Genomic DNA, 20,779 nt, shown 5'->3' on the forward strand with positions numbered 1-20,779 from the left:
TATCAAAAACGCGAAATCGCAAAGAAAAAATTTCTGCCCCAGCACGCTTTTTAACACGGTGATCTATGCTTGAAAGGAGGCTCTCCAGACAGAGAGAGCACCCACAACGAGGGCGCGCTAATGGCTACTATTGATTCCCTGAACAAGGACAACACACGTCTGAGCGATGGACCCGACTGGACCTTCGAGCTGCTGGATGTTTACCTCGCCGAGATCGACCGGGTCGCAAAACTGTACCGCCTGGATACCTATCCCCATCAGATTGAAGTCATTACGTCCGAACAGATGATGGACGCCTACTCCAGCGTCGGGATGCCGATTAACTATCCGCACTGGTCGTTTGGTAAGAAATTCATTGAAACGGAGCGGCTGTATAAGCACGGGCAGCAGGGTCTGGCGTATGAGATCGTCATCAACTCCAATCCCTGTATCGCCTATTTAATGGAAGAGAACACCATTACCATGCAGGCGCTGGTGATGGCGCACGCCTGCTACGGGCACAACTCCTTTTTCAAGAATAACTATCTGTTCCGCAGCTGGACGGATGCCAGCTCCATCGTCGATTATCTGATCTTCGCCCGTAAATACATTACCGACTGCGAAGAGCGCTACGGCGTGGACGAAGTGGAAAAACTGCTCGACTCCTGCCACGCGCTGATGAACTACGGCGTAGACCGCTACAAACGTCCGCAGAAAATCTCCCTGCAGGAGGAGAAAGCCCGGCAGAAAAGCCGCGAAGAGTACCTGCAGAGCCAGGTGAACATGCTGTGGCGTACCCTGCCGAAGCGTGAGGAGGAGAAAACGATCGCCGAAGCGCGTCGTTATCCGTCCGAGCCGCAGGAAAACCTGCTCTATTTTATGGAGAAGAACGCCCCGCTGCTGGAGCCGTGGCAGCGTGAGATCCTGCGTATCGTGCGCAAGGTGAGCCAGTATTTTTACCCGCAAAAACAGACGCAGGTGATGAACGAAGGCTGGGCGACCTTCTGGCACTACACTATCCTCAACCATCTGTACGACGAGGGGAAAGTCACCGAGCGGTTCATGATGGAGTTCCTCCACAGCCATACTAACGTGGTGTTCCAGCCGCCCTACAATAGCCCGTGGTACAGCGGCATTAACCCGTATGCCCTTGGCTTTGCCATGTTCCAGGACATTAAGCGTATCTGCCAGTCGCCGACGGAAGAAGACAAGTACTGGTTCCCGGATATCGCCGGGTCAGACTGGCTGGAAACGCTGCACTTTGCGATGCGCGACTTTAAGGATGAGAGCTTCATCAGCCAGTTTATGTCGCCGAAGATCATGCGTGACTTCCGCTTCTTCACCGTGCTGGACGACGATCGCAACAACTATCTGGAGATTTCAGCAATCCATAACGAAGAGGGATACCGTGAGATCCGCTCTCGCCTTTCCTCCCAGTACAACCTGAGCAACCTTGAACCGAATATTCAGGTATGGAACGTCGATTTGCGCGGTGACCGCTCCCTGACGTTGCGCTATATCCCGCACAATCGCGCGCCGCTGGATAAAGGGCGTAAAGAGGTGCTGAAGCATGTGCATCGCCTGTGGGGCTTTGACGTGCAGCTGGAGCAGCAGAATGAAGACGGCAGCGTCGAGCTGCTGGAACGCTGCCCGGCGCGGTTGAACACGCTGTAGCGCCACCCGACGAAAAAAAACCTCTCATACGAGAGGTTTTTCTTTTAGCGGGTCTGAATCGCTAAATCACCCGGCAGCGTTTTCTGCATACGGTGCCAGATTTCACCGGAATCGTGACCGTAGCGGCGCACCGTCTCATAAACCTGATCGTGCAGACCTTCAGTACAGAGCTTGCTCAGCTTATGGTAGAAGCCCAGCGCCAGGCTGCGCGCTTCCGGATTGGCAAAGTAGTGGCGGCCAATGCGGGTGTAAAGCCCTTTCATACCGTTGAGGATCAGGCCATAAACCGGGTTGCCGGAGGCAAACGCCAGGCCGCGAAACACGTTGTAATCGAGGGTGGCAAAGGCATCGGCATGATCTTCCACCTCGTTCGCGCTGGCCAGCACCGCAAGGGCGTCTTCCGGATGCTGACGGAAAGCTGTACGAATAAAGATCGTCGCGATGTTGGTGCGAACGGAGAGCAGATTATCAATGAGCTGCGGCACGCTTTCATGGTCGAGACGCGCCAGCGTTTCAAGAATGTTCAGCCCGGATGTTTCCCAGAAGTTGTTTACTTTCGTAGGCTTACCATGCTGGATCGTCAACCAGCCATCGCGCGCCAGCCGCTGAAGCACTTCACGCAGCGTGGTGCGAGTGACGCCAATCAGTTCAGAGAGTTCGCGTTCAGCCGGAAGAATGGACCCCGCAGGGAAACGATTATTCCAGATGCTTTCAATGATGTACTCTTCCGCGAAACCCGCCGGGCTCTGCGCCTTAATGACCATAGTGAGATTTCCATTACACAGCTTTAGCAAATTGGACTCATCATACCAGAGGCAGCCAGTGGCAGGTAGCGCGGCAAAGAGAGAAAAGAGGGATCGCCGTTTCATTTTTGTGAAATTTACAATGCCGCCTTATCCGCCTCCAGGCCGCATTTTTTGCGTATACTGATGCTTTGTCTTACTTGACGGGAAGGACGTCTGTTGTGGAAATTTCTTTTGGGCGCGCGCTATGGCGCAATTTTTTAGGTCAGTCTCCTGACTGGTATAAGCTGATACTGCTGGTTTTCCTGGTCGTTAATCCCATCATTTTTAGTGTGAATCCCTTTATCGCCGGCTGGCTGCTGGTGGCAGAGTTTATCTTCACCCTGGCCATGGCGCTAAAATGTTATCCCCTGCTGCCGGGCGGATTGCTGGCGTTTGAAGCCGTCGTCATCGGCATGACCAGCGCCGAGCATGTCAAAGCAGAGCTGGCGTCAAATCTCGAAGTGCTTCTGCTGCTGATGTTTATGGTGGCGGGCATCTACTTCATGAAACAGCTGCTACTGTTTATCTTCACGCGCCTGCTGCTCAGCATTCCGTCAAAAATGTTCCTCTCGCTGGCGTTTTGCCTTGCCGCCGCCTTCCTGTCGGCCTTCCTGGACGCGCTGACAGTGGTCGCGGTAGTGATAAGCGTAGCGGTGGGGTTTTACGGGATTTATCACCGCGTGGCCTCCTCTCGTCCGGGTGAAGATTTGCAGGATGACAGCCACGTCGATGCGCATAACCGTGACGTGCTGGAACAGTTCCGCGCGTTTCTGCGCAGCCTGATGATGCACGCTGGGGTCGGTACCGCGCTGGGCGGCGTGATGACCATGGTGGGCGAGCCGCAAAACCTGATCATTGCCAAAGCGGCGGGCTGGCACTTCGGTGATTTCTTCCTGAGAATGGCCCCGGTCAGCGTACCGGTGCTGATCTGCGGGCTGGCGACCTGTCTGCTGGTGGAAAAATTTCGCCTCTTTGGCTACGGGGCCCAACTCCCGGAGCCGGTACGTCAGGAACTGCATAAATTCGATCTGCAAAGCCGACGCCAGCGGACCCGCCAGGAGACGCTGCGCCTGATTGCTCAGGGGATCATCGGCGTCTGGCTTATCGCCGCGCTGGCGCTTCATCTTGCCGAAGTGGGGCTGATAGGCCTGTCAGTCATTATTCTCGCCACCACCTTTACCGGCGTGACGGACGAACATGCCATCGGTAAAGCGTTTACCGAAGCCCTGCCGTTTACCGCCCTGCTGGCGGTGTTCTTTGCGGTCGTGGCGGTGATTATCGACCAGCATCTCTTCGCGCCGATTATTGCCTTTGTATTACAGGCGTCACCGGATGCTCAGCTGTCGCTGTTTTACCTGTTTAACGGCCTGCTCTCGTCAATCTCAGATAACGTCTTTGTCGGGACGGTCTACATCAACGAGGCCAAAGCCGCTATGGAGCAAGGCGTTATCAGCGCCGGACAGTTTGAACTGCTGGCCGTGGCGATCAATACCGGCACCAACCTTCCGTCGGTGGCGACGCCAAACGGCCAGGCCGCCTTCCTGTTCCTGCTGACCTCCGCTCTCGCGCCGCTCATACGTCTTTCTTATGGCCGGATGGTGTGGATGGCGCTGCCCTACACGCTGGTGCTCACGATCGTGGGATTGCTTTGCGTCAAAATTACCCTCATTCCCTGTACGCTATGGTTGATACAAGCGGGTATACTTGCGGCGCAGTAAACTATGCATCTCGGGCAGTTCGCTGCCCGTTTGCCTTTTCGCACGATAAACATCCAATTACGTTTTATTTCGCCAGGTACAGGTGGCGCGAAAAACGAATTCGTTTACACTGCGCTTTCTAAGCATGTTCCAGGGAAATGATTATGTTGAGATTTTTAAACCAGTGCTCCCGCGGTCGCGGAGCGTGGTTGTTAATGGCCCTGACCGCCTTTGCGCTGGAAATGGTCGCGCTGTGGTTCCAGCACGTAATGGGACTGAAACCTTGCGTGCTTTGTATTTATGAACGCTGCGCGCTGTTCGGCATTATGGGGGCGGGCCTGGTGGGCGCAATTGCGCCGAAATCCCCGCTTCGCTATGCCGCTATCGCGATCTGGCTGTACAGCGCCTGGAAAGGGATTGAACTCTCCTGGCAGCACACCATGATGCAGCTGCATCCGTCGCCGTTTATGACCTGCGATTTTGCCGCCCGCTTCCCGAGCTGGCTGCCGCTGGACAAATGGCTGCCGCAGGTGTTCGTTGCATCCGGTGACTGCTCCGTTCGCCAGTGGGAATTCCTGACGCTGGAGATGCCGCAGTGGCTGGTGGGCATTTTTGCCGCCTACTTCATCGTGGCGCTGCTGGTGCTGATTGCCCAGCCGTTCAAACCGAAGAAACGCGATCTATTTGGGCGCTAAGTTGCCCGGCGGCGCTTCGCTTGCGCGGGCCTACGGTTTTGTAGGTCGGGTAAGCGCAGCGCCACCCGACACACCCGCGCATAATAAAAAACCCGCTTTGGCGGGTTTTTTAATCTCAACGGGTCGGGTGATTCATGATGTGATCTTCCCAGTCCCGCACCTCGGACTCTTTCACCGCAATGTGGCGCACAGAGATACGCTCGCCGTGCATCGCCGCTTTTGAACCGGTTAACAACGGATGCCAGTCAGGCAGACCTTTCCCTTCCGCCAGCAGGCGATACGCGCAGGTATGCGGCAGCCATTCAAACGTCGGCAGATTATCCCGGGTTAACTTTATGCAGTCCGGCTCAAATTCAAACCGGCGCTCATAGTTGCGGCACTGGCAGGTTTTAATGTTTAGCTGCTTGCAGGCAACGTTGGTGAAGTAGATTTCATCCGTATCTTCATCCATCAGCTTGTGCAGGCAGCACTGCCCGCAGCCGTCGCACAATGATTCCCATTCCGCGTCAGTCATGTCGTCGAGAGTTTTGCTTTGCCAGAAAGGGATGTCGTTCATCAGGATGTCCACACGTCAAAAGAAAGCGCACCTTATAACGAGTCTGGCACGTTGTTGCAAGTTTTGCCGCCCTCTTCAGGCGGCAAGAGGAGATTACAGCACTCGGGTTTTCAGCGACAGACCGTTAAAACCGACCTCTAGCTCGTCACCGCTCACGAGCGGGCCAACGCCTTCCGGCGTGCCGGTCAGGATCACATCACCCGGTTTCAGGGTAAAGAAGCGGCTCATGTAGGCGATCAGCGGCACAATCTTATGGATCATGTCTGCCGTAGTACCCTGCTGGCGGATCTCGCCGTTAACCTTCAGGCTGAGCGGGGTATCCTGCGGATCGCCGGTAAATTCGCTCACCGGCACAAACGCCGAGATCGGACAGGAATTATCAAACCCTTTGGCTTTTTCCCACGGCTGCCCTGCTTTCTTCATTTTTCCCTGGACTTCACGCAGGGTCAGATCCAGCGCCACGCCGTATCCGGCTATCGCTTTCTGAACATGTTCTTCTGAGGCCTGGCGAAGCGTTGCACCAATCAGCACGGCAAGTTCCACTTCGTGATGCACTGAGCCGAGCCCCTGCGGCAGCGCCAGCGGCTGGCGGATATCGCAAAGCGCCGTTTCAGGCTTAATAAACAGAACCGGCTCTTCTGGCGTCGCGCTGCCCATCTCCTGAATATGTTTTGCATAGTTGCTGCCTACGCAAACCACTTTGCTGACGGGATAATCCAGTAATGCACCTTGCCAGTTATGATGTTGATACATGGTCGACCCCTAAACGGTTGATGTGTTGTGCGCAAAAACAGTTGAGGCTATTTTTTACCGTTCGCCTCAAGATGCTGTTTTAATAAATTCTCGGGTGGCGGTGGAAGCTGTAAATAATAGCCCTGCTCGGCTAAGGCCGTTTTCACTTTATCCAGATCGGCATTAATCAGTTTCTTACGACCATCAAGCGGCAGCAGCATAGCCAGCTGTGGTCGGCCAAAGTTCTTCATTAATTCTTCAGGCACGCGTGAAAAATCGTCTTTCTTTTCGACATAAAGATAGGTCTGGTCACGGCTTGTACTTCTGTAGATCACACAAAACATGTTTTTACTCTGAATTAATGGGTGGTTGCTTGCCTCAATATACTCCTGACTATAACATGCCTGATACTCTTCGGAATATCGCAGCGAGTGGTTGCGGTTAATAGCAAATTGAGTAAGGCCAGGATGTCAAACACGCCCATCGAGCTTAAAGGCAGTAGCTTCACCTTATCAGTGGTACATTTGCATGATGCAAAACCCGAGGTTATTCGTCAGGCGTTAGAAGACAAAATCGCCCAGGCTCCCGCCTTTCTGAAGCACGCTCCTGTTGTTATCAACGTCAGCGGTCTTGAGGCTCCGGTTAACTGGAAACTTCTCCAGCAGGCCGTCTCCTCCACCGGACTGCGTATCGTGGGCATCAGCGGCTGCAAAGATTCTGAGCTGAAAGCGGAAATTGAGCGTGCGGGGCTGCCCCTTCTGAATGAGGGCAAAGAAAAAGCCTCGCGTGCGGCACCCGTTGCCGTCGAAACGCCCCCTCCTGCGGTGCAAAACGTTACTACCGTCACAAAAACGCGAATGATTGATGTGCCGGTTCGTTCCGGTCAGCGCATTTATGCACCAAACTGTGATCTGATTGTTACAAGCCACGTCAGTGCTGGCGCTGAGCTGATTGCAGATGGCAATATTCACGTATACGGTATGATGCGTGGACGTGCGCTCGCAGGTGCAAGTGGCGATCGAGATGCGCAAATATTTTGTACTCACCTGACGGCGGAACTGGTGTCCATCGCAGGTGAATATTGGCTGAGCGACAAGATCCCAGCCGAATTTTATGGCAAAGCGGCTCGCCTGCTTCTGGCAGACGACGCGTTGACCGTTCAACCGTTGAATTGATCCCTTTTTAACAAGGAATTTCTATGGCACGCATTATTGTTGTTACTTCGGGTAAAGGAGGCGTTGGCAAGACCACCTCCAGCGCGGCCATCGCTACTGGTTTGGCCCAGAAGGGAAAGAAAACCATCGTTATCGACTTTGATATCGGTTTGCGTAACCTCGACCTCATCATGGGATGTGAGCGTCGCGTCGTGTATGACTTCGTGAACGTCATTCAGGGCGATGCCACGCTGAACCAGGCGATGATTAAAGACAAGCGCACCGAGAACCTCTACATTCTCCCGGCATCTCAGACGCGTGACAAAGACGCCCTGACCCGCGAAGGGGTGGAAAAGGTGCTCGACGATCTGAAAAAAATGGATTTCGACTTCATTGTCTGCGACTCCCCTGCCGGCATCGAAACCGGTGCCCTGATGGCACTGTACTTCGCTGATGAAGCGATCATCACCACCAACCCTGAAGTTTCATCCGTGCGTGACTCAGACCGCATTCTGGGGATCCTCGCCTCTAAATCCCGTCGTGCGGAAAATGGCGAAGACCCGATTAAAGAACACCTGCTGCTCACCCGCTACAATCCGGGCCGCGTGAACAAAGGTGACATGCTGAGCATGGAAGACGTGCTTGAGATCCTGCGCATTAAGCTGGTCGGCGTTATCCCGGAAGATCAGTCCGTGTTACGCGCCTCTAACCAGGGCGAGCCAGTGATCCTTGATACAATGGCAGATGCAGGTAAAGCTTACGCCGATACCGTTGACCGTCTGCTGGGAGAAGAACGTCCTTTCCGCTTCATTGAAGAAGAGAAGAAAGGTTTCCTCAAACGCCTGTTCGGAGGATAAGTTATGGCATTACTGGACTTTTTTCTCTCGCGGAAAAAGAACACCGCCAACATCGCAAAAGAACGTCTGCAAATTATCGTTGCGGAGCGTCGTCGTAGCGACGCCGAGCCTCACTACCTGCCGCAGCTGCGCAAGGACATCCTGGAAGTGATCTGTAAGTACGTGCAGATTGACCCGGAGATGGTGACGGTGCAGCTGGAACAAAAAGACGGGGATATTTCGATTCTGGAGCTGAACGTGACGCTCCCGGAAGCGGAAGAGTCGCGTCCGTAGGTTTGTGATTTCATAGCCCCGGTAAGCGCAGCGCCACCGGGGGAATATGCCGGGTTTATCACCCGGCATATTTTTTATCGAGGATAGCCTTCCAGCAGCGTATTCAGGCGATCGGCCATCAATTCCCCGCGCCATCCTGCCATCATTTCCGGCACGCCATTCTGCGGCTTCAGCTTCCAGTGCCAGTTCAGCAGCTGGTTAATCTGACGACGTGAGGCGAGCAGTTCCGCGCTCAGTTTGCTTTCGGTTGCAACTGCCTGCACCAGCGCTTTGATGTCCTTGAAAGCCTTGCGATAGCCCGGCATGTCCATCAGGTTCAGCAGCGGTTCCGGCAGCGCATCTTCCGGCAGCTCTTGCGCTTTTGCGACCAGCGCCAGCAGGGTTTTACCGTGGAAACGGATCTCGCTGCCCGAAAGCCCAATGCTGTCAAGCTCGCCGAGGCTGCCCGGCATATAGCGCGCCACCGCCCAGAGATGCTCTTCGCGAACCACAAAGTTAACGGCCAGGTCGCGCTCCCGCGCTTTACGCAAGCGCCAGTCTGCCAGCAGCTGCAGGCATGCTAGCTGACGCGTGCGCAGCTGCCAGGCGTTGCTGATATCGCGCCATGCCTCTTTAGGATCCACCACTTCCTGGCGGCGCTGCTGGGTCATTCGGCACTCGTCCAGCGCAGCAGCGAGCCATCCGGAGGCTTCCGCCTCTTTCATCAGCTGTCCGGCGATCGGCAGCAGGTAAAACACGTCTGCCGCCGCATATTCCAGCTGGCGTGCGGTTAGCGGACGCGCCAGCCAGTCGGTGCGGGATTCACTCTTATCCAGCGTCAGGCCCGTATATTCCTCCACCATGGCGGCAAAACCCCACGACAGCGGACGACCGCTGAACGCCGCGAGGATCTGCGTATCAATCAGCGGCTGAGGCATGATGCCAAAGGTGTTCAGAAAGACTTCCAGATCTTCACTGCCCGCGTGCAGGTATTTCGTCACGGCGGTATCGAGCAGCAGGTCACGCATCGGCGTCCAGTCGGTAATGCCGAGAGGGTCGATCAGCGACACGTGTTTACCGTCGTACATCTGAATCAAACCCAGCTGCGGATAATAGGTTCGGGTACGGACAAACTCGGTATCCAGGGCAATGGCAGGAAAGTCGCGCGTCACTTCGCACAGCGAAGCCAGCTCGTCGTTGGTCGTGATCATCTGGTAATTCAAATCGGATTCTCTTTTGTTTGCGCCCATAAAAAACGCCGGCTTAACCGGCGTCTGGACGATTAACGTGAAGCTCAGGCCTTATTGTCTACTTTGGCACGGGCTTCGTCACGTAATTCTCGTCGTAATATCTTCCCGACGTTGGATTTCGGCAGCTCGTCGCGGAATTCCACCAGCTTCGGCACTTTATAGCCCGTCAGCTGACGACGACAAAACGTTATCAGCGCTTCCTCGGTGAGAGAAGGATCTTTCTTGACCACAAATATCTTCACCGCTTCACCGCTGCTGCCGGAAGGCACGCCGACCGCTGCCACTTCGAGTACGCCGCTGTGCTGCATAACCACGTCTTCGATCTCATTCGGATAGACGTTGAAGCCGGAGACCAGAATCATATCTTTCTTGCGATCGACAATACGCAGGAAGCCTTCCTCATCCATCACCGCGATGTCGCCGGTATGCAGCCAGCCGTCTTTGATGATTTCGTCGGTCGCGTCGGGACGCTGCCAGTAGCCCAGCATCACCTGCGGACCTTTAACGCACAGCTCACCCGGCTCACCCGGCGCAACTTCATTATCGTTATCATCGACCAGTTTCGCTTCAGTGGAAGGAACGGGCAGACCAATGCTTCCGCTGTGATAGTCGATATCATGCGGGTTAACGCTGACCAGCGGCGCGCATTCCGTCAGGCCATAGCCCTCCAGCAGATACTGACCGGTGAGCTTCACCCAGCGCTCGGCAACCGCCTGCTGGACCGGCATGCCGCCGCCCGCAGAGAGGTGCAGCGTGGAAAAATCCAGCTGCTGGAACTCTTTGTTATTAAGCAGCGCGTTGAACAGAGTATTTACCCCGGTCATGGCGGTGAACGGGTATTTCGCCAGCTCTTTCACCAGCCCTGGAATATCGCGCGGGTTGGTGATCAGCACGTTTTGACCGCCGAGCTCAATAAACAGCAGGCAGTTCATGGTCAGTGCGAAAATGTGGTACAGCGGCAGCGCCGTAATGACCAGCTCTTTGCCGGGATGCAGCAGCGGCCCGTAGGTTGCGTTGACCTGCTCAAGGTTCGCCAGCATGTTGCGGTGGGTCAACATAGCGCCTTTCGCCACGCCGGTGGTACCGCCGGTATACTGCAGGAAGGCGAGATCTTCTGAGACCACTTCCGGCTTGACGTACTGCATACGATAGCCCGCATGCAGCGCCCTGCGGAAGGAGATAGCGTCCGGCAGGTGATATTTTGGCACCAGACGCTTGACGTATTTGACGACAAAGTTAACCAGCGTGCCTTTGGCGGTGGAGAGTTGATCTCCCATGCGCGTCAGGATGACGTGTTTCACCTGGGTTTTGTCGACCACTTTTTCCAGCGTATGGGCAAAGTTGGACACAATGACAATCGCAACCGCGCCGCTGTCGTTCAGCTGATGCTCAAGCTCGCGCGGGGTGTACAGCGGGTTGACGTTGACGACAATCATCCCGGCTCGCAGGATACCGAACAACGCCACCGGGTATTGCAGCAGGTTTGGCATCATCAGCGCGACGCGGTCCCCTTTTTGCAGCCCCAGCCCTTCCTGAAGATACGCCGCAAACGCCCGGCTACGCTCTTCAAGCTTACGGAACGTCATGACCTCGCCCATATTCACGAATGCGGGCTGGTCCGCGTAGCGCCTTACCGAGTGCTCAAATAATTCCACCAGGGATTGATAACGGTCAGGATTGATCTCAGCAGGAACATCTGCGGGATAACGGTTAAGCCAAACCTTCTTCAATGCATCACCTCTGAAATGAGTGTTCGTCGTCATCACAACCCCGATAATAAACAGTTTGTTAACATTATATTAACTCAGCGTACCAGTTTATTAATTGTTCAGATTTAAGGTTGCGAAGCGCGTCACTCTTTTTTTTCGTTTTATCCGTAAAAAAACAGAGACAGCGGCTGAGCCGCTGTCTCTTTTCTAACAATAACAGTAAGTTACTCAGTAACGATCGTCTGTACCTGTGCAGGTCCCGGGTTATACCAGCCCCAGCCCGGGTAGCCGTAACGATAAGGATGCGGACCCCACATCCACGGATCGATCGGCTGAGGCGGCATGATCACCTGCTGTGCTAACCGCCAGCGCTTATATCCGTTGACCTGCATGGTCATAAATTTATACGGCGTGCTGCCGATTTTGCCCTGTACGGCGCCGGTAATCGGCCCGACAACGGTCACCAGCTGTCCGCGAAAATCGACCGGATCGAGGAAACCACTCACGTCCGCGTAGATACGCCCGCGAGAGGCCTCGCCCAGTACAGGCCGCGCGCCGCTGTCCAGCGGAACGGTTGCGATCTCCAGGCGGGTTTTCCCCTGCTGGTTTTGTACGTCTATCACCTTACCGCCAAAGCGCGCTTCCTGGCCGACGTACAGCTCAGGGGCATTCATCACCCGAACCAGATCCTGCTGTGGCGTCGGGCTGGTGCCCTTAATCGCATCAGGAACGGAAACGCATCCGCTCAGTGCTATGGCAACTGCGCCTGCCATAATAAGGCGTACTACTTTAGTCTGGACCGCCATGATGCGACTCCTTTTTCTCAGTTCCTGTTACTGAGATTCACTCGCGGCCCGGAAGTTTCTTCCACGCAACGGTGTTTCGCAAATAAACCGGCTCCGCGTGTTCAACGGCAACGGTTTTGCCTGCTGCGAGCAGCTGGCTGGCAATCGGAAGCATATCTTCCGCAGCAGGCAGCAGCATGTTGCCGTCCACCAGCGTCACCCCGGTGTCGTTCGCCATCTCTGGCCACGCCGGCCAGCCGGTGCCGACGGTTGCCCACTCGCCTGACAGCTGCTTCAGTCGTTCAGTGACCGCTTCCGGCTTAAGCACGGCTTCCGTCTCTTCACCGTGCCACACGCCCTGCTCGTCGCGGGTGTATTCGGCCCAGTAAACTTCGCCCATGCGGGCATCAATCGCGGCCAGAACGCGCGTTGCCCCGGTCATGCGCCATGCGCCCTGCGCCATGGTGGCGAGGGTAGAGACGCCGATCATCGGCAGTTCGGCGCCCAGCGCCAGGCCCTGCGCAATGCCAATCCCGATACGTACGCCCGTAAAGCTGCCGGGGCCGCGGCCAAAGGCCAGCGCGTCGAGGTCGGTTAAAGAGGTGTTGCCCTGGGTTAAAATGGCTTTTACCAGGGGCAGAATGCGTTGGGTGTGTTCCCGGGGGCACTCTTCGAAATGGGCAGAAACAGCACCGTCGTTCAACAGAGCGACAGAGCAAGCCTCTGTCGCGGTATCAATAGCCAGAATTCGCATCAGTCGTCGCGCTCTCGCAAGGGTCAGTCACAAAATGGCGCGCATCTTAGCACACTCCGGGGTAAATTACTCCGCCGTTGGATTTGCCAGGAAACGCACCGCGCGTTTTATGTCCCGCGTCCGCGGCGCGGGCGGCAGGCTTGCAAGGAAGGTTGCCCCGTAAGGACGCATCACCAGCCGGTTATCGCAAATGACCAGCACGCCCCGATCGGTGACGTCACGGATTAGGCGCCCTACCCCTTGCTTAAGGGTAATGACCGCATCCGGGAGCTGAACCTCATCAAACGGATCGCCGCCGCGCAGGCGGCAGTCTTCCATCCTCGCCTTGAGCAGCGGATCGTCCGGGGAGGTAAACGGAAGCTTATCAATGATCACCAGCGAGAGCGTATCGCCGCGCACGTCCACCCCTTCCCAGAAGCTGCTGGTGGCTACCAGCAGGGCATTTCCGGCGCTGACAAACTGCTGGAGCAGCTGGCCTTTGCTGGTTTCGCCCTGCAGCAGCACCGGCAGCGTCATGTTGGCGCGGAACTGCTCGGCGAGGTCGCGCATCATAGCGTGAGAGGTGCAGAGCATAAAACAGCGGCCGTTGTTGGCCTCGATCATCGGTTTTAACATCGCGGCCAGATGGCGCGCCGCACCCGGCTGGTTCGGCAGCGGCAGATTACGGGGAACACAGAGCAGCGCCTGCTTTTCGTAATCGAACGGGCTGGGCAGGAGCAAGGATTCCGCCTGCTCAATGCCGAGACGCTCGGTGAAGTGATGCAGATCGTCATTCACCGACAGGGTTGCCGAGGTGAAGATCCAGCTTCCCGGCTTTTGCGCCATCACCTCTTTAAATTTATCCGCCACCGTCAGCGGCGTGAGCGCCAGCGTGAAATGCCGCGAAGTGCATTCATACCAGTAGCTGTACCCCGGCTGATTGATCTCTTTAAGCCGTTTGAGCCGCCCGCGATACAGCGTGGCGCGCTCGAAGGCCGCGTCCAGCAGGGCGGAACGTCCAAGCGACAGTTTCGCCACGTCGTAGCAGAGTTCAAGGGCATCATCGAGCAGCAGCAGCGCGCGCTGGATGTTTTTGTCCGCCAGCAGCTCGCGCAGGTTGCCGCGATAGCCCGGCTCGCCGAGCTGTAAACGGAAATCCTGCGCGCTCTGCGCCAGACGGTCGGCGCACTTCTGCAGCTGCTGGGTATCTTTGAGTTCGGTCCGGTAGGCAATGGTGAAATCTTTCGCCAGATCCTGCAGCTGGCGGCTGGAAAGCGACTGACCAAAGTACTGGCTGGCGATGTCCGGAAGCTGGTGGGCCTCGTCGAAGATCATCACGTCCGCCTCCGGAATCAGCTCGCCGAAACCGCTATCCTTGACGACCATATCCGCGAGGAACAGATGGTGGTTCACTACCACCACATCCGCATCCATCGCCGTTTTGCGCGCTTTCACCACGAAGCAGTCTTTATACAGCGGACAGTCGCTGCCGAGACAGTTGTCGTTAGTGCTGGTCACCAGCGGCCAGGCCGGGGAATCTTCCGGCACGCTCGCGCAGGTGCTGATATCGCCCTCTTCCGTCTGGTTCGCCCAGGCGCGAAGAATAATGACGTCGCTCAGGGTTTGCACCGGCAGGTCGCCGCCCGCCAGCGCCTGCTGCTCAAGACGTTCCAGGCAGAGATAATTAGAGCGTCCCTTCAGCAGGGCCAAACGGCCTTTGTATTTCAGCGCCTTGGCCACCGTGGGCAAATCGCGGCTGTAGAGCTGATCCTGCAGCGCCTTCGATCCGGTGGAAATGATCACCTTTTTTTTGGCCCGCAGCGCCGGAGCAAGGTAAGCATACGTTTTACCCGTGCCGGTTCCGGCTTCGACCACCAGCGGCTGAGCCTTATCAATGGCGCGTGCAACGGCATGCGCCATCTGGCGCTGAGGTTCACGGGGTTTGAAGCCGGGAATAGCCTGCGCTAATTGACCTTCAGGGGAAAAATCGTCTGCCACGGTGCTCTCTCACTGTATTTTTGCACAGGGATTATGTCAGCCCATCCTCTCCTGTGCCACCCCAAATAGTGACGACACGAGAACAATATGGCAGTCTTGCCGCCTGACGACGAAAAATAACGAGGAAACGTTTATGACAATTGTGCGCATTGATGCCGAAGCCCGCTGGTCTGATGTGGTTATCCATAACCAGACGCTCTACTACACCGGCGTACCGGCTAACCTGGATGCGGATGCGTTCGAGCAAACGGCTAACACTCTGGCGCAGATTGATGCGGTGCTGGAAAAACAAGGTAGCGACAAATCCCGCATTCTGGATGCGACGATTTTCCTGGCAAACAAAGATGATTTCGCGGCAATGAACAAAGCCTGGGATGCGTGGGTTGTGGCGGGTCACGCGCCTGTACGCTGCACCGTACAGGCCACGCTGATGAAGCCGGAATACAAGGTAGAGATTAAGATTATCGCGGCGGTTTAAGCACGATTACTCTTCATCTTCATCCTCGAAACGCGCCACGATCCGCTCGCCGGTATGCGTGGCGCGCAGTTCTTCCGCCACCTGGGAAATCGCCTGTCCGCTGCTCATCCCCTGGGACATCAGTTCCTGAATTCGCTCAACCGCTTTCTGCTGCTGTTCATGGCTCAGAGAAGGTAAACCTGCAAACATCGTCAACTCCTGCTAAATTATTCGCGCTAATTATTTCACGCTGCCCGGTAGTATGCCACACATGAACATGCGCTTCCCCACTGTTATTACCCTGCCCTGGCGAACAGACGCCGCTGAATACTGGTTTGCCCGCCTGAGCCATCTTCCGTTTGCGATGCTGCTGCACTCCGGTCATGCGGACCACCCCTACAGCCGCTTCGACATTCTGGTGGCCGATCCGCTAAAGACGCTGACAACCGATGACCTGTCCTTAACTGGCGATCCGCTGGCGCAGCTTCAGCAAGCCATTAACGCGCTGGGCCTATCCGCTACGCCAAACCCGGACCTTCCCTTTCAGGGGGGCGCGCTGGGCCTGTTTGGCTACGATCTGGGTCGCCGTTTCGAAGCGCTGCCCGAGCATGCGCAGGCTGATATTCCCCTGCCCGACATGGCCGTGGGGCTGTACGACTGGGCGTTAATTGTCGATCACCTGAAAAAAACGATTTCCCTGCTGAGCCATCGTGACGTGCAGGCGCGTCTGGCGTGGCTTGAATCGCAGCAGCCTGCACCGGCACAGACGTTCACATTGACCTCCGGCTGGCGCTCAAATATGAGTGCAGCGGAGTATGCCGAAAAATTCGCTCGCGTTCAGGCGTACCTGCATAGCGGCGACTGCTATCAGGTTAACCTCGCCCAGCGTTTCCAGGCGACGTATCAGGGGGACGAGTGGCAGGCGTTTTCCCGTCTTAACGCCAGCAATAAGGCGCCGTTTAGCGCGTTTGTGCGTCTGGAACAGGGTGCAATACTCAGTCTGTCACCCGAGCGATTTATTCATCTGGCCGAGGGCACGATTCAAACCCGTCCTATTAAAGGCACCTTGCCGCGTCTTGCCGATCCCGACGCCGATCGCCAGCAGGCGGAAAAACTTGCCGCCTCGCCGAAAGACCGCGCCGAGAACCTGATGATTGTGGATCTGATGCGTAACGACATCGGCCGCGTCGCCGAACCGGGCAGCGTGCGCGTGCCGGAACTGTTTGTCGTCGAGCCTTTCCCGGCAGTCCATCATCTGGTCAGCACCATAACCGCGCGTCTGCCCGCCTCTCGCGCCGCCTGCGATCTGCTCCGCGCCGCGTTTCCGGGTGGCTCCATCACCGGCGCGCCCAAAATTCGCGCCATGGAAATCATCGACGAACTGGAACCGCACCGCCGCAACGCCTGGTGCGGCAGCATCGGCTATATCAGCCTGTGCGGCACCATGGATACCAGCATCACCATTCGCACGCTGACCGCCTGCAGCGGAAATCTCTACTGTTCGGCCGGGGGCGGTATTGTTGCCGACAGCCAGGTCGACGCGGAATATCAGGAAACCTTTCATAAAGTTAACCGTATCCTGAAACAACTGGAGTAATCACGGGTGGAAAAAGAGAACCTGACGCTGGATGATTTTTTATCTCGATTTCAGCTACTAAGACCGCAGGTCAACCGCGAGGCGCTGAATCAGCGTCAGGCGGCCGTGCTGATCCCGGTCGTGCGTCGCGCGCAGCCGGGCCTGCTGCTCACCCAGCGTTCTCCCCATTTACGCAAGCACGCGGGTCAGGTCGCCTTTCCGGGTGGCGCAGTAGACAGCTCCGACGCCTCGCTGATTGCCGCCGCGCTGCGTGAAGCGCAGGAAGAAGTTGCCATTCCGCCTGAGACGGTGGAGGTCATTGGCGTGCTGCCGCCCGTAGATAGCGTCACCGGTTTTCAGGTCACGCCGGTGGTAGGTATTATCCCGCCGGACCTGCAGTATCACGCCAGCGTCGATGAAGTCTCTGCAGTGTTTGAAATGCCGCTTGAAGAGGCGCTCCGGCTAAGCCGTTATCATCCGCTGGATATTCCTCGACGAGGGCATGACCATCGGGTCTGGTTGTCCTGGTATCAGCATTATTTTGTCTGGGGCATGACGGCGGGCATTATTCGTGAACTGGCGTTGCAAATCGGCCTGAAGCCTTGACTATACTTTACATTCCATCCTTTTTCGCAGGTTTGCGATCCGCGTCGCGCTATTAGCAAAACCCATCGTCAACCATTAGTTTAATTCATGTGAATAGTTAAGCCGAGGTCGGTGTTCCCTCTTACACTATGCGCAGTTATAACATCGTTACTGGAACCCCGGTAACCCTGTCAGGAGTGTGAAAGTGATTAGTATATTCGACATGTTCAAAGTGGGAATTGGCCCTTCGTCTTCCCATACTGTTGGCCCGATGAAGGCCGGTAAACAGTTCGTCGATGATCTGGTCGAAAAAGGATTACTGGAAAGCGTTACCCGTGTCGCCGTGGATGTTTACGGCTCGCTGTCATTAACGGGTAAAGGCCACCACACCGATATCGCCATTATTATGGGTCTGGCAGGCAATATGCCGGATACCGTTGATATTGATGCCATCCCGGCATTCATCCGCGACGTGGAAACACGCGGCCGCCTGCTGCTGGCAAACGGCCAGCAGGAAGTCGATTTCCCGCAGGATGACGGCATGCGTTTCCGTAGCGACAACCTGCCGCTGCATGAAAACGGCATGACCATTCACGCTTACAGCGGTGAAAAAGAGATTTACAGCAAAACGTACTACTCCATCGGCGGTGGCTTCATCGTGGATGAAGAGCATTTTGGCAAAGATAGCGTCGGCGACGTCAGCGTACCGTACCCGTTCAAATCGGCTACCGAGATGCTGGGCTACTGCAAAGAGACCGGTCTTTCACTGTCCGGCATGGTGATGCAGAACGAACTGGCCCTGCACAGCAAGAAAGAGATTGAAGACTATTTTGCCAACGTCTGGCAAACCATGCGCGCCTGTATCGATCGCGGGATGAACACCGAAGGCGTTCTGCCGGGTCCACTGCGCGTGCCGCGTCGTGCCTCCGCCCTGCGCCGTATGCTGGTGACCACGGACAAGTTTTCCAACGACCCGATGAACGTGGTCGACTGGGTAAACATGTTTGCCCTGGCGGTTAACGAAGAAAACGCCGCCGGTGGACGCGTCGTGACGGCGCCAACTAACGGCGCGTGCGGTATCGTTCCGGCAGTGCTGGCGTATTACGATCACTTTATTGAGCCCGTGACGCCTGATATCTACATCCGCTATTTCCTGGCGGCAGGTGCCATCGGTGCGCTGTACAAAATGAATGCATCCATCTCCGGTGCTGAAGTAGGATGTCAGGGTGAAGTTGGCGTTGCCTGCTCCATGGCGGCGGCGGGCCTGGCAGAGCTGCTGGGCGCAAGCCCTGAGCAGGTCTGCGTGGCGGCTGAAATCGGTATGGAGCATAACCTCGGTCTGACCTGCGATCCGGTCGCGGGCCAGGTGCAGGTGCCGTGCATCGAGCGTAACGCGATTGCCTCGGTGAAAGCCATCAACGCCTCACGTATGGCGATGCGCCGTACCAGCGAACCTCGCGTATCGCTGGATAAGGTGATTGAAACCATGTACGAAACCGGTAAAGACATGAACGCGAAATACCGCGAGACGTCCCGTGGTGGCCTGGCCATTAAGGTGCAGTGCGACTAATACTGCCTTTCGCCCATCTGCAACGGATGGGCGAATTTCCCTCTTCTTTCTCGTCTCCTTCTGCTTTCCCCACTACACTTTCACTGTTGCGTCCGGCTTTTGTGGCTGGTGGCTTATCAGGCGACCGTTCATGCAAACTGCACAAACGATCATTAAAAACTATCGCCGAAAACGCGTTATCGTCTGTGTCACGGTTGCGCTCCTCACGCTCATCCTGACGTTAGGCATTCGCTTTATTTCGCAGCGCAATGTTAACCAACAGCGGATCCTCGATTTTACCAGCCACACCGTTCGCGCCCTTGATAACGTCCTGCTTTCTTTAGAGAACCGCCGCAGCGTGCTGCAGCCCCTGGTGGGGCAGCCCTGCCCGCAGGCGCACCTCGCGCTGCGAAAGCAGGCAGCCATTTTGCAGACGGTACGCTCCATCGCCCTGATTAAAGACGGTATTCTGTACTGCTCGAGTATTTTCGGCAGCCGCAATGTGCCCGTTCGCGACTTCCTGAAAGAATTACCCGCCAGCACAGCGAAGCTGATTTTATCGAGCGACCAGTGGCTGCTTAAGGGTAGCCCGATATTGATCCAGTGGTATCCTGTTTCTCAGGACGGTGAAGCAGGCGTCATCGAGATCATTAATATCGATCTGATCGCCAAAATGATTCTGGAGCCCCAGCGCCCGCTCATCAATGACGTGGCGCTGACCGTAGGCGATCGCTTTCTGCGCTATGGACAACGCGTCAGCGACAGCCTGACGTTTGATAAGGAAGGCTCGCTTTTCCAGCAATCATCAACCCGAAATCCTTTCACCATTACGGTCAGCGGGCCAGGCCCTGGAGAGTTAGCCTTAAAAAGCCTGCCAGCCCAGCTGCCTCTCGGGCTTATGCTGAGCCTGCTGCTGGGCTATCTCGCCTGGCTGGCAACGGCAAACCGGATGAGCTTCACGTGGGAGATCGATATGGGGATTGCGGGGCGGGAATTTGAGCTTTTCTGCCAGCCGCTGGTGAATGCCCGTACCCAGGCGTGCACTGGCGTGGAGATCCTGCTGCGCTGGAATAATCCGCGTCAGGGATGGATCTCCCCGGAAGTGTTTATTCCTCTGGCAGAAGAACATAACCTGATTGTCCCCCTGACCCGCTATGTGATCGCCGAAACGGTGCGCCAGATAGGCTACTTTCCCGCCAGCGCCGGTTTTCACATCGGCATTAACGTCGCCGCCAGCCATTTCCGTAACGCGGTGTTGATACAGGACCTGAACCGTCTATGGTTCAGCGCCAGTCCGCGCCAGCAGCTGGTGATAGAACTCACGGAACGGGATGCGCTGCTGGATGCGGATTATCGCATCGTGCGCGAACTGCATCGCAAAGGGGTGAAGCTCGCCATCGACGATTTTGGTACAGGAAACAGTTCCCTATCCTGGCTTGAAAAGCTGCACCCGGACCTGCTGAAAATCGACCAGTCCTTCACCACCGCCATTGGTACAGACGCCGTGAATTCAACGGTGACGGATATGATTATTGCGCTGGGCCAGCGGCTGAATATTGAACTGGTTGCTGAAGGAGTCGAGACAGAGGAGCAGGCGCGCTATTTGCGCCGCCATGGCGTGCCTGTTCTGCAGGGCTTTTTCTATGCGCGGCCTATGCCGCTACGGGATTTTCCTAAGTGGCTGGCGGGAAGCGCGTCCCCGCCAGCGCATCATAACGGGCACATCGTGCCCTTAATGCCGCTGCGCTAAGCCGGC

Annotated in this window: 21 protein-coding genes; 11 read left to right on the forward strand and 10 right to left on the reverse strand. The window is 56.2% G+C overall.

Features of this window, described 5'->3' with window-relative positions; genetic code table 11:
* Positions 1–120 precede the first annotated feature (120 nt).
* On the forward strand, positions 121–1,653 hold the full coding sequence (locus ELK40_RS13650; protein WP_023293929.1) for a SpoVR family protein: 1,533 nt from the start codon (positions 121–123) through the stop codon (positions 1,651–1,653).
* 44 nt (positions 1,654–1,697) lie between these two features.
* Here the strand turns inward: ELK40_RS13650 and fadR are convergent, their stop codons facing one another.
* Positions 1,698–2,417, reverse strand: coding sequence for a fatty acid metabolism transcriptional regulator FadR (gene fadR / locus ELK40_RS13655; protein WP_023336056.1), 720 nt, complete (start codon positions 2,415–2,417; stop codon positions 1,698–1,700).
* Positions 2,418–2,617: 200 nt separating this feature from the next.
* Here fadR and nhaB point away from each other — a divergent pair, with 200 nt between their 5' ends.
* Positions 2,618–4,156, forward strand: coding sequence for a Na(+)/H(+) antiporter NhaB (nhaB, locus tag ELK40_RS13660; protein ID WP_127731406.1), 1,539 nt, complete (start codon positions 2,618–2,620; stop codon positions 4,154–4,156).
* A 143-nt stretch (positions 4,157–4,299) separates the two neighbouring features.
* On the forward strand, positions 4,300–4,830 hold the full coding sequence (dsbB, locus tag ELK40_RS13665) for a disulfide bond formation protein DsbB (RefSeq protein WP_063408593.1): 531 nt from the start codon (positions 4,300–4,302) through the stop codon (positions 4,828–4,830).
* A gap of 115 nt (positions 4,831–4,945) precedes the next feature.
* On the opposite strand, the gene ELK40_RS13670 is transcribed toward dsbB, so the two are convergent.
* The 3 genes from ELK40_RS13670 to ELK40_RS13680 all read right to left on the reverse strand — a co-directional run bounded on the left by ELK40_RS13670 (position 4,946) and on the right by ELK40_RS13680 (position 6,462).
* Positions 4,946–5,386 carry a YcgN family cysteine cluster protein gene (locus ELK40_RS13670; RefSeq protein ID WP_024909872.1) on the reverse strand — a complete coding sequence of 147 codons (441 nt, stop codon included), beginning with the start codon at positions 5,384–5,386 and terminating at the stop codon, positions 4,946–4,948.
* A 93-nt stretch (positions 5,387–5,479) separates the two neighbouring features.
* Positions 5,480–6,139 (reverse strand): fumarylacetoacetate hydrolase family protein, encoded by a 660-nt coding sequence (locus ELK40_RS13675; protein WP_127731408.1) that lies wholly within the window; start codon positions 6,137–6,139, stop codon positions 5,480–5,482.
* Positions 6,140–6,186: 47 nt separating this feature from the next.
* Positions 6,187–6,462, reverse strand: coding sequence for a YcgL domain-containing protein (locus ELK40_RS13680; RefSeq protein WP_029742143.1), 276 nt, complete (start codon positions 6,460–6,462; stop codon positions 6,187–6,189).
* Between the two features lie 123 nt (positions 6,463–6,585).
* On the opposite strand from ELK40_RS13680, the gene minC reads away from it, so the two are divergent.
* Genes minC through minE form a run of 3 tightly spaced genes read left to right on the forward strand, consistent with a single transcriptional unit; the run spans position 6,586 to position 8,402 of the window.
* Positions 6,586–7,293, forward strand: a complete 708-nt coding sequence (gene minC, locus ELK40_RS13685) for a septum site-determining protein MinC (protein WP_111964785.1) — start codon at positions 6,586–6,588, stop codon at positions 7,291–7,293.
* Between the two features lie 23 nt (positions 7,294–7,316).
* On the forward strand, positions 7,317–8,129 hold the full coding sequence (gene minD, locus ELK40_RS13690; protein ID WP_023312187.1) for a septum site-determining protein MinD: 813 nt from the start codon (positions 7,317–7,319) through the stop codon (positions 8,127–8,129).
* A 3-nt stretch (positions 8,130–8,132) separates the two neighbouring features.
* Positions 8,133–8,402 (forward strand): cell division topological specificity factor MinE, encoded by a 270-nt coding sequence (gene minE, locus ELK40_RS13695; RefSeq protein WP_008500504.1) that lies wholly within the window; start codon positions 8,133–8,135, stop codon positions 8,400–8,402.
* A gap of 74 nt (positions 8,403–8,476) precedes the next feature.
* Here minE and rnd read toward each other — a convergent pair whose 3' ends face one another.
* From rnd to ELK40_RS13720, 5 genes are all read right to left on the reverse strand, one after another.
* Positions 8,477–9,604: a ribonuclease D gene (gene rnd / locus ELK40_RS13700; protein ID WP_127732801.1), complete on the reverse strand. Its 1,128-nt coding sequence runs from the start codon at positions 9,602–9,604 to the stop codon at positions 8,477–8,479.
* Between the two features lie 71 nt (positions 9,605–9,675).
* Positions 9,676–11,361, reverse strand: coding sequence for a long-chain-fatty-acid--CoA ligase FadD (gene fadD / locus ELK40_RS13705; protein ID WP_072253790.1), 1,686 nt, complete (start codon positions 11,359–11,361; stop codon positions 9,676–9,678).
* Between the two features lie 203 nt (positions 11,362–11,564).
* Positions 11,565–12,146, reverse strand: coding sequence for a Slp family lipoprotein (locus ELK40_RS13710; RefSeq protein WP_111964786.1), 582 nt, complete (start codon positions 12,144–12,146; stop codon positions 11,565–11,567).
* A gap of 37 nt (positions 12,147–12,183) precedes the next feature.
* On the reverse strand, positions 12,184–12,879 hold the full coding sequence (gene tsaB, locus ELK40_RS13715; RefSeq protein WP_111964787.1) for a tRNA (adenosine(37)-N6)-threonylcarbamoyltransferase complex dimerization subunit type 1 TsaB: 696 nt from the start codon (positions 12,877–12,879) through the stop codon (positions 12,184–12,186).
* A gap of 66 nt (positions 12,880–12,945) precedes the next feature.
* Positions 12,946–14,856 carry an ATP-dependent DNA helicase gene (locus ELK40_RS13720; RefSeq protein WP_127731410.1) on the reverse strand — a complete coding sequence of 637 codons (1,911 nt, stop codon included), beginning with the start codon at positions 14,854–14,856 and terminating at the stop codon, positions 12,946–12,948.
* A 133-nt stretch (positions 14,857–14,989) separates the two neighbouring features.
* Between ELK40_RS13720 and ELK40_RS13725 the strand changes: the two genes are divergently transcribed.
* Positions 14,990–15,334 carry a RidA family protein gene (locus ELK40_RS13725; RefSeq protein WP_008500498.1) on the forward strand — a complete coding sequence of 115 codons (345 nt, stop codon included), beginning with the start codon at positions 14,990–14,992 and terminating at the stop codon, positions 15,332–15,334.
* A gap of 6 nt (positions 15,335–15,340) precedes the next feature.
* Here ELK40_RS13725 and ELK40_RS13730 read toward each other — a convergent pair whose 3' ends face one another.
* Positions 15,341–15,523 (reverse strand): YoaH family protein, encoded by a 183-nt coding sequence (locus ELK40_RS13730; RefSeq protein WP_008500497.1) that lies wholly within the window; start codon positions 15,521–15,523, stop codon positions 15,341–15,343.
* Between the two features lie 61 nt (positions 15,524–15,584).
* Here ELK40_RS13730 and pabB point away from each other — a divergent pair, with 61 nt between their 5' ends.
* From pabB to ELK40_RS13755, 4 genes are all read left to right on the forward strand, one after another.
* Complete coding sequence (gene pabB, locus ELK40_RS13735; protein WP_127732803.1) at positions 15,585–16,910, forward strand: aminodeoxychorismate synthase component 1; 1,326 nt, start codon at positions 15,585–15,587, stop codon at positions 16,908–16,910.
* Between the two features lie 6 nt (positions 16,911–16,916).
* A complete protein-coding gene (locus tag ELK40_RS13740) occupies positions 16,917–17,495 on the forward strand; it encodes a CoA pyrophosphatase (RefSeq protein WP_127731412.1) in 579 nt (192 codons plus the stop codon).
* Positions 17,496–17,679: 184 nt separating this feature from the next.
* The gene (gene sdaA, locus ELK40_RS13745; protein WP_023312197.1) at positions 17,680–19,044 is read left to right on the forward strand and encodes an L-serine ammonia-lyase; all 1,365 of its coding nucleotides are present in this window, start codon (positions 17,680–17,682) and stop codon (positions 19,042–19,044) included.
* A 130-nt stretch (positions 19,045–19,174) separates the two neighbouring features.
* Positions 19,175–20,773, forward strand: a complete 1,599-nt coding sequence (locus ELK40_RS13755) for a cyclic diguanylate phosphodiesterase (protein WP_127731416.1) — start codon at positions 19,175–19,177, stop codon at positions 20,771–20,773.
* The last annotated feature ends 6 nt before the right edge of the window (positions 20,774–20,779 follow it).

The organism is Enterobacter sp. N18-03635, from assembly GCF_004006055.1.
Classification (GTDB): Bacteria; Pseudomonadota; Gammaproteobacteria; order Enterobacterales; family Enterobacteriaceae; genus Enterobacter; species Enterobacter vonholyi.

Bases quoted from the DNA above. Each gene is read 5' to 3' on its own strand.
- ELK40_RS13755 (WP_127731416.1), top strand. From the start codon at position 19,175: ATGCAAACTGCACAAACGATCATTAAAAACTATCGCCGAAAACGCGTT.
- fadR (WP_023336056.1), bottom strand. From the start codon at position 2,417: ATGGTCATTAAGGCGCAGAGCCCGGCGGGTTTCGCGGAAGAGTACATC.
- dsbB (WP_063408593.1), top strand. From the start codon at position 4,300: ATGTTGAGATTTTTAAACCAGTGCTCCCGCGGTCGCGGAGCGTGGTTG.
- ELK40_RS13675 (WP_127731408.1), bottom strand. From the start codon at position 6,139: ATGTATCAACATCATAACTGGCAAGGTGCATTACTGGATTATCCCGTC.
- ELK40_RS13725 (WP_008500498.1), top strand. From the start codon at position 14,990: ATGACAATTGTGCGCATTGATGCCGAAGCCCGCTGGTCTGATGTGGTT.
- ELK40_RS13650 (WP_023293929.1), top strand. From the start codon at position 121: ATGGCTACTATTGATTCCCTGAACAAGGACAACACACGTCTGAGCGAT.
- ELK40_RS13680 (WP_029742143.1), bottom strand. From the start codon at position 6,462: ATGTTTTGTGTGATCTACAGAAGTACAAGCCGTGACCAGACCTATCTT.
- pabB (WP_127732803.1), top strand. From the start codon at position 15,585: ATGAACATGCGCTTCCCCACTGTTATTACCCTGCCCTGGCGAACAGAC.
- minE (WP_008500504.1), top strand. From the start codon at position 8,133: ATGGCATTACTGGACTTTTTTCTCTCGCGGAAAAAGAACACCGCCAAC.
- minD (WP_023312187.1), top strand. From the start codon at position 7,317: ATGGCACGCATTATTGTTGTTACTTCGGGTAAAGGAGGCGTTGGCAAG.
- minC (WP_111964785.1), top strand. From the start codon at position 6,586: ATGTCAAACACGCCCATCGAGCTTAAAGGCAGTAGCTTCACCTTATCA.
- tsaB (WP_111964787.1), bottom strand. From the start codon at position 12,879: ATGCGAATTCTGGCTATTGATACCGCGACAGAGGCTTGCTCTGTCGCT.
- ELK40_RS13710 (WP_111964786.1), bottom strand. From the start codon at position 12,146: ATGGCGGTCCAGACTAAAGTAGTACGCCTTATTATGGCAGGCGCAGTT.
- ELK40_RS13670 (WP_024909872.1), bottom strand. From the start codon at position 5,386: ATGAACGACATCCCTTTCTGGCAAAGCAAAACTCTCGACGACATGACT.
- ELK40_RS13730 (WP_008500497.1), bottom strand. From the start codon at position 15,523: ATGTTTGCAGGTTTACCTTCTCTGAGCCATGAACAGCAGCAGAAAGCG.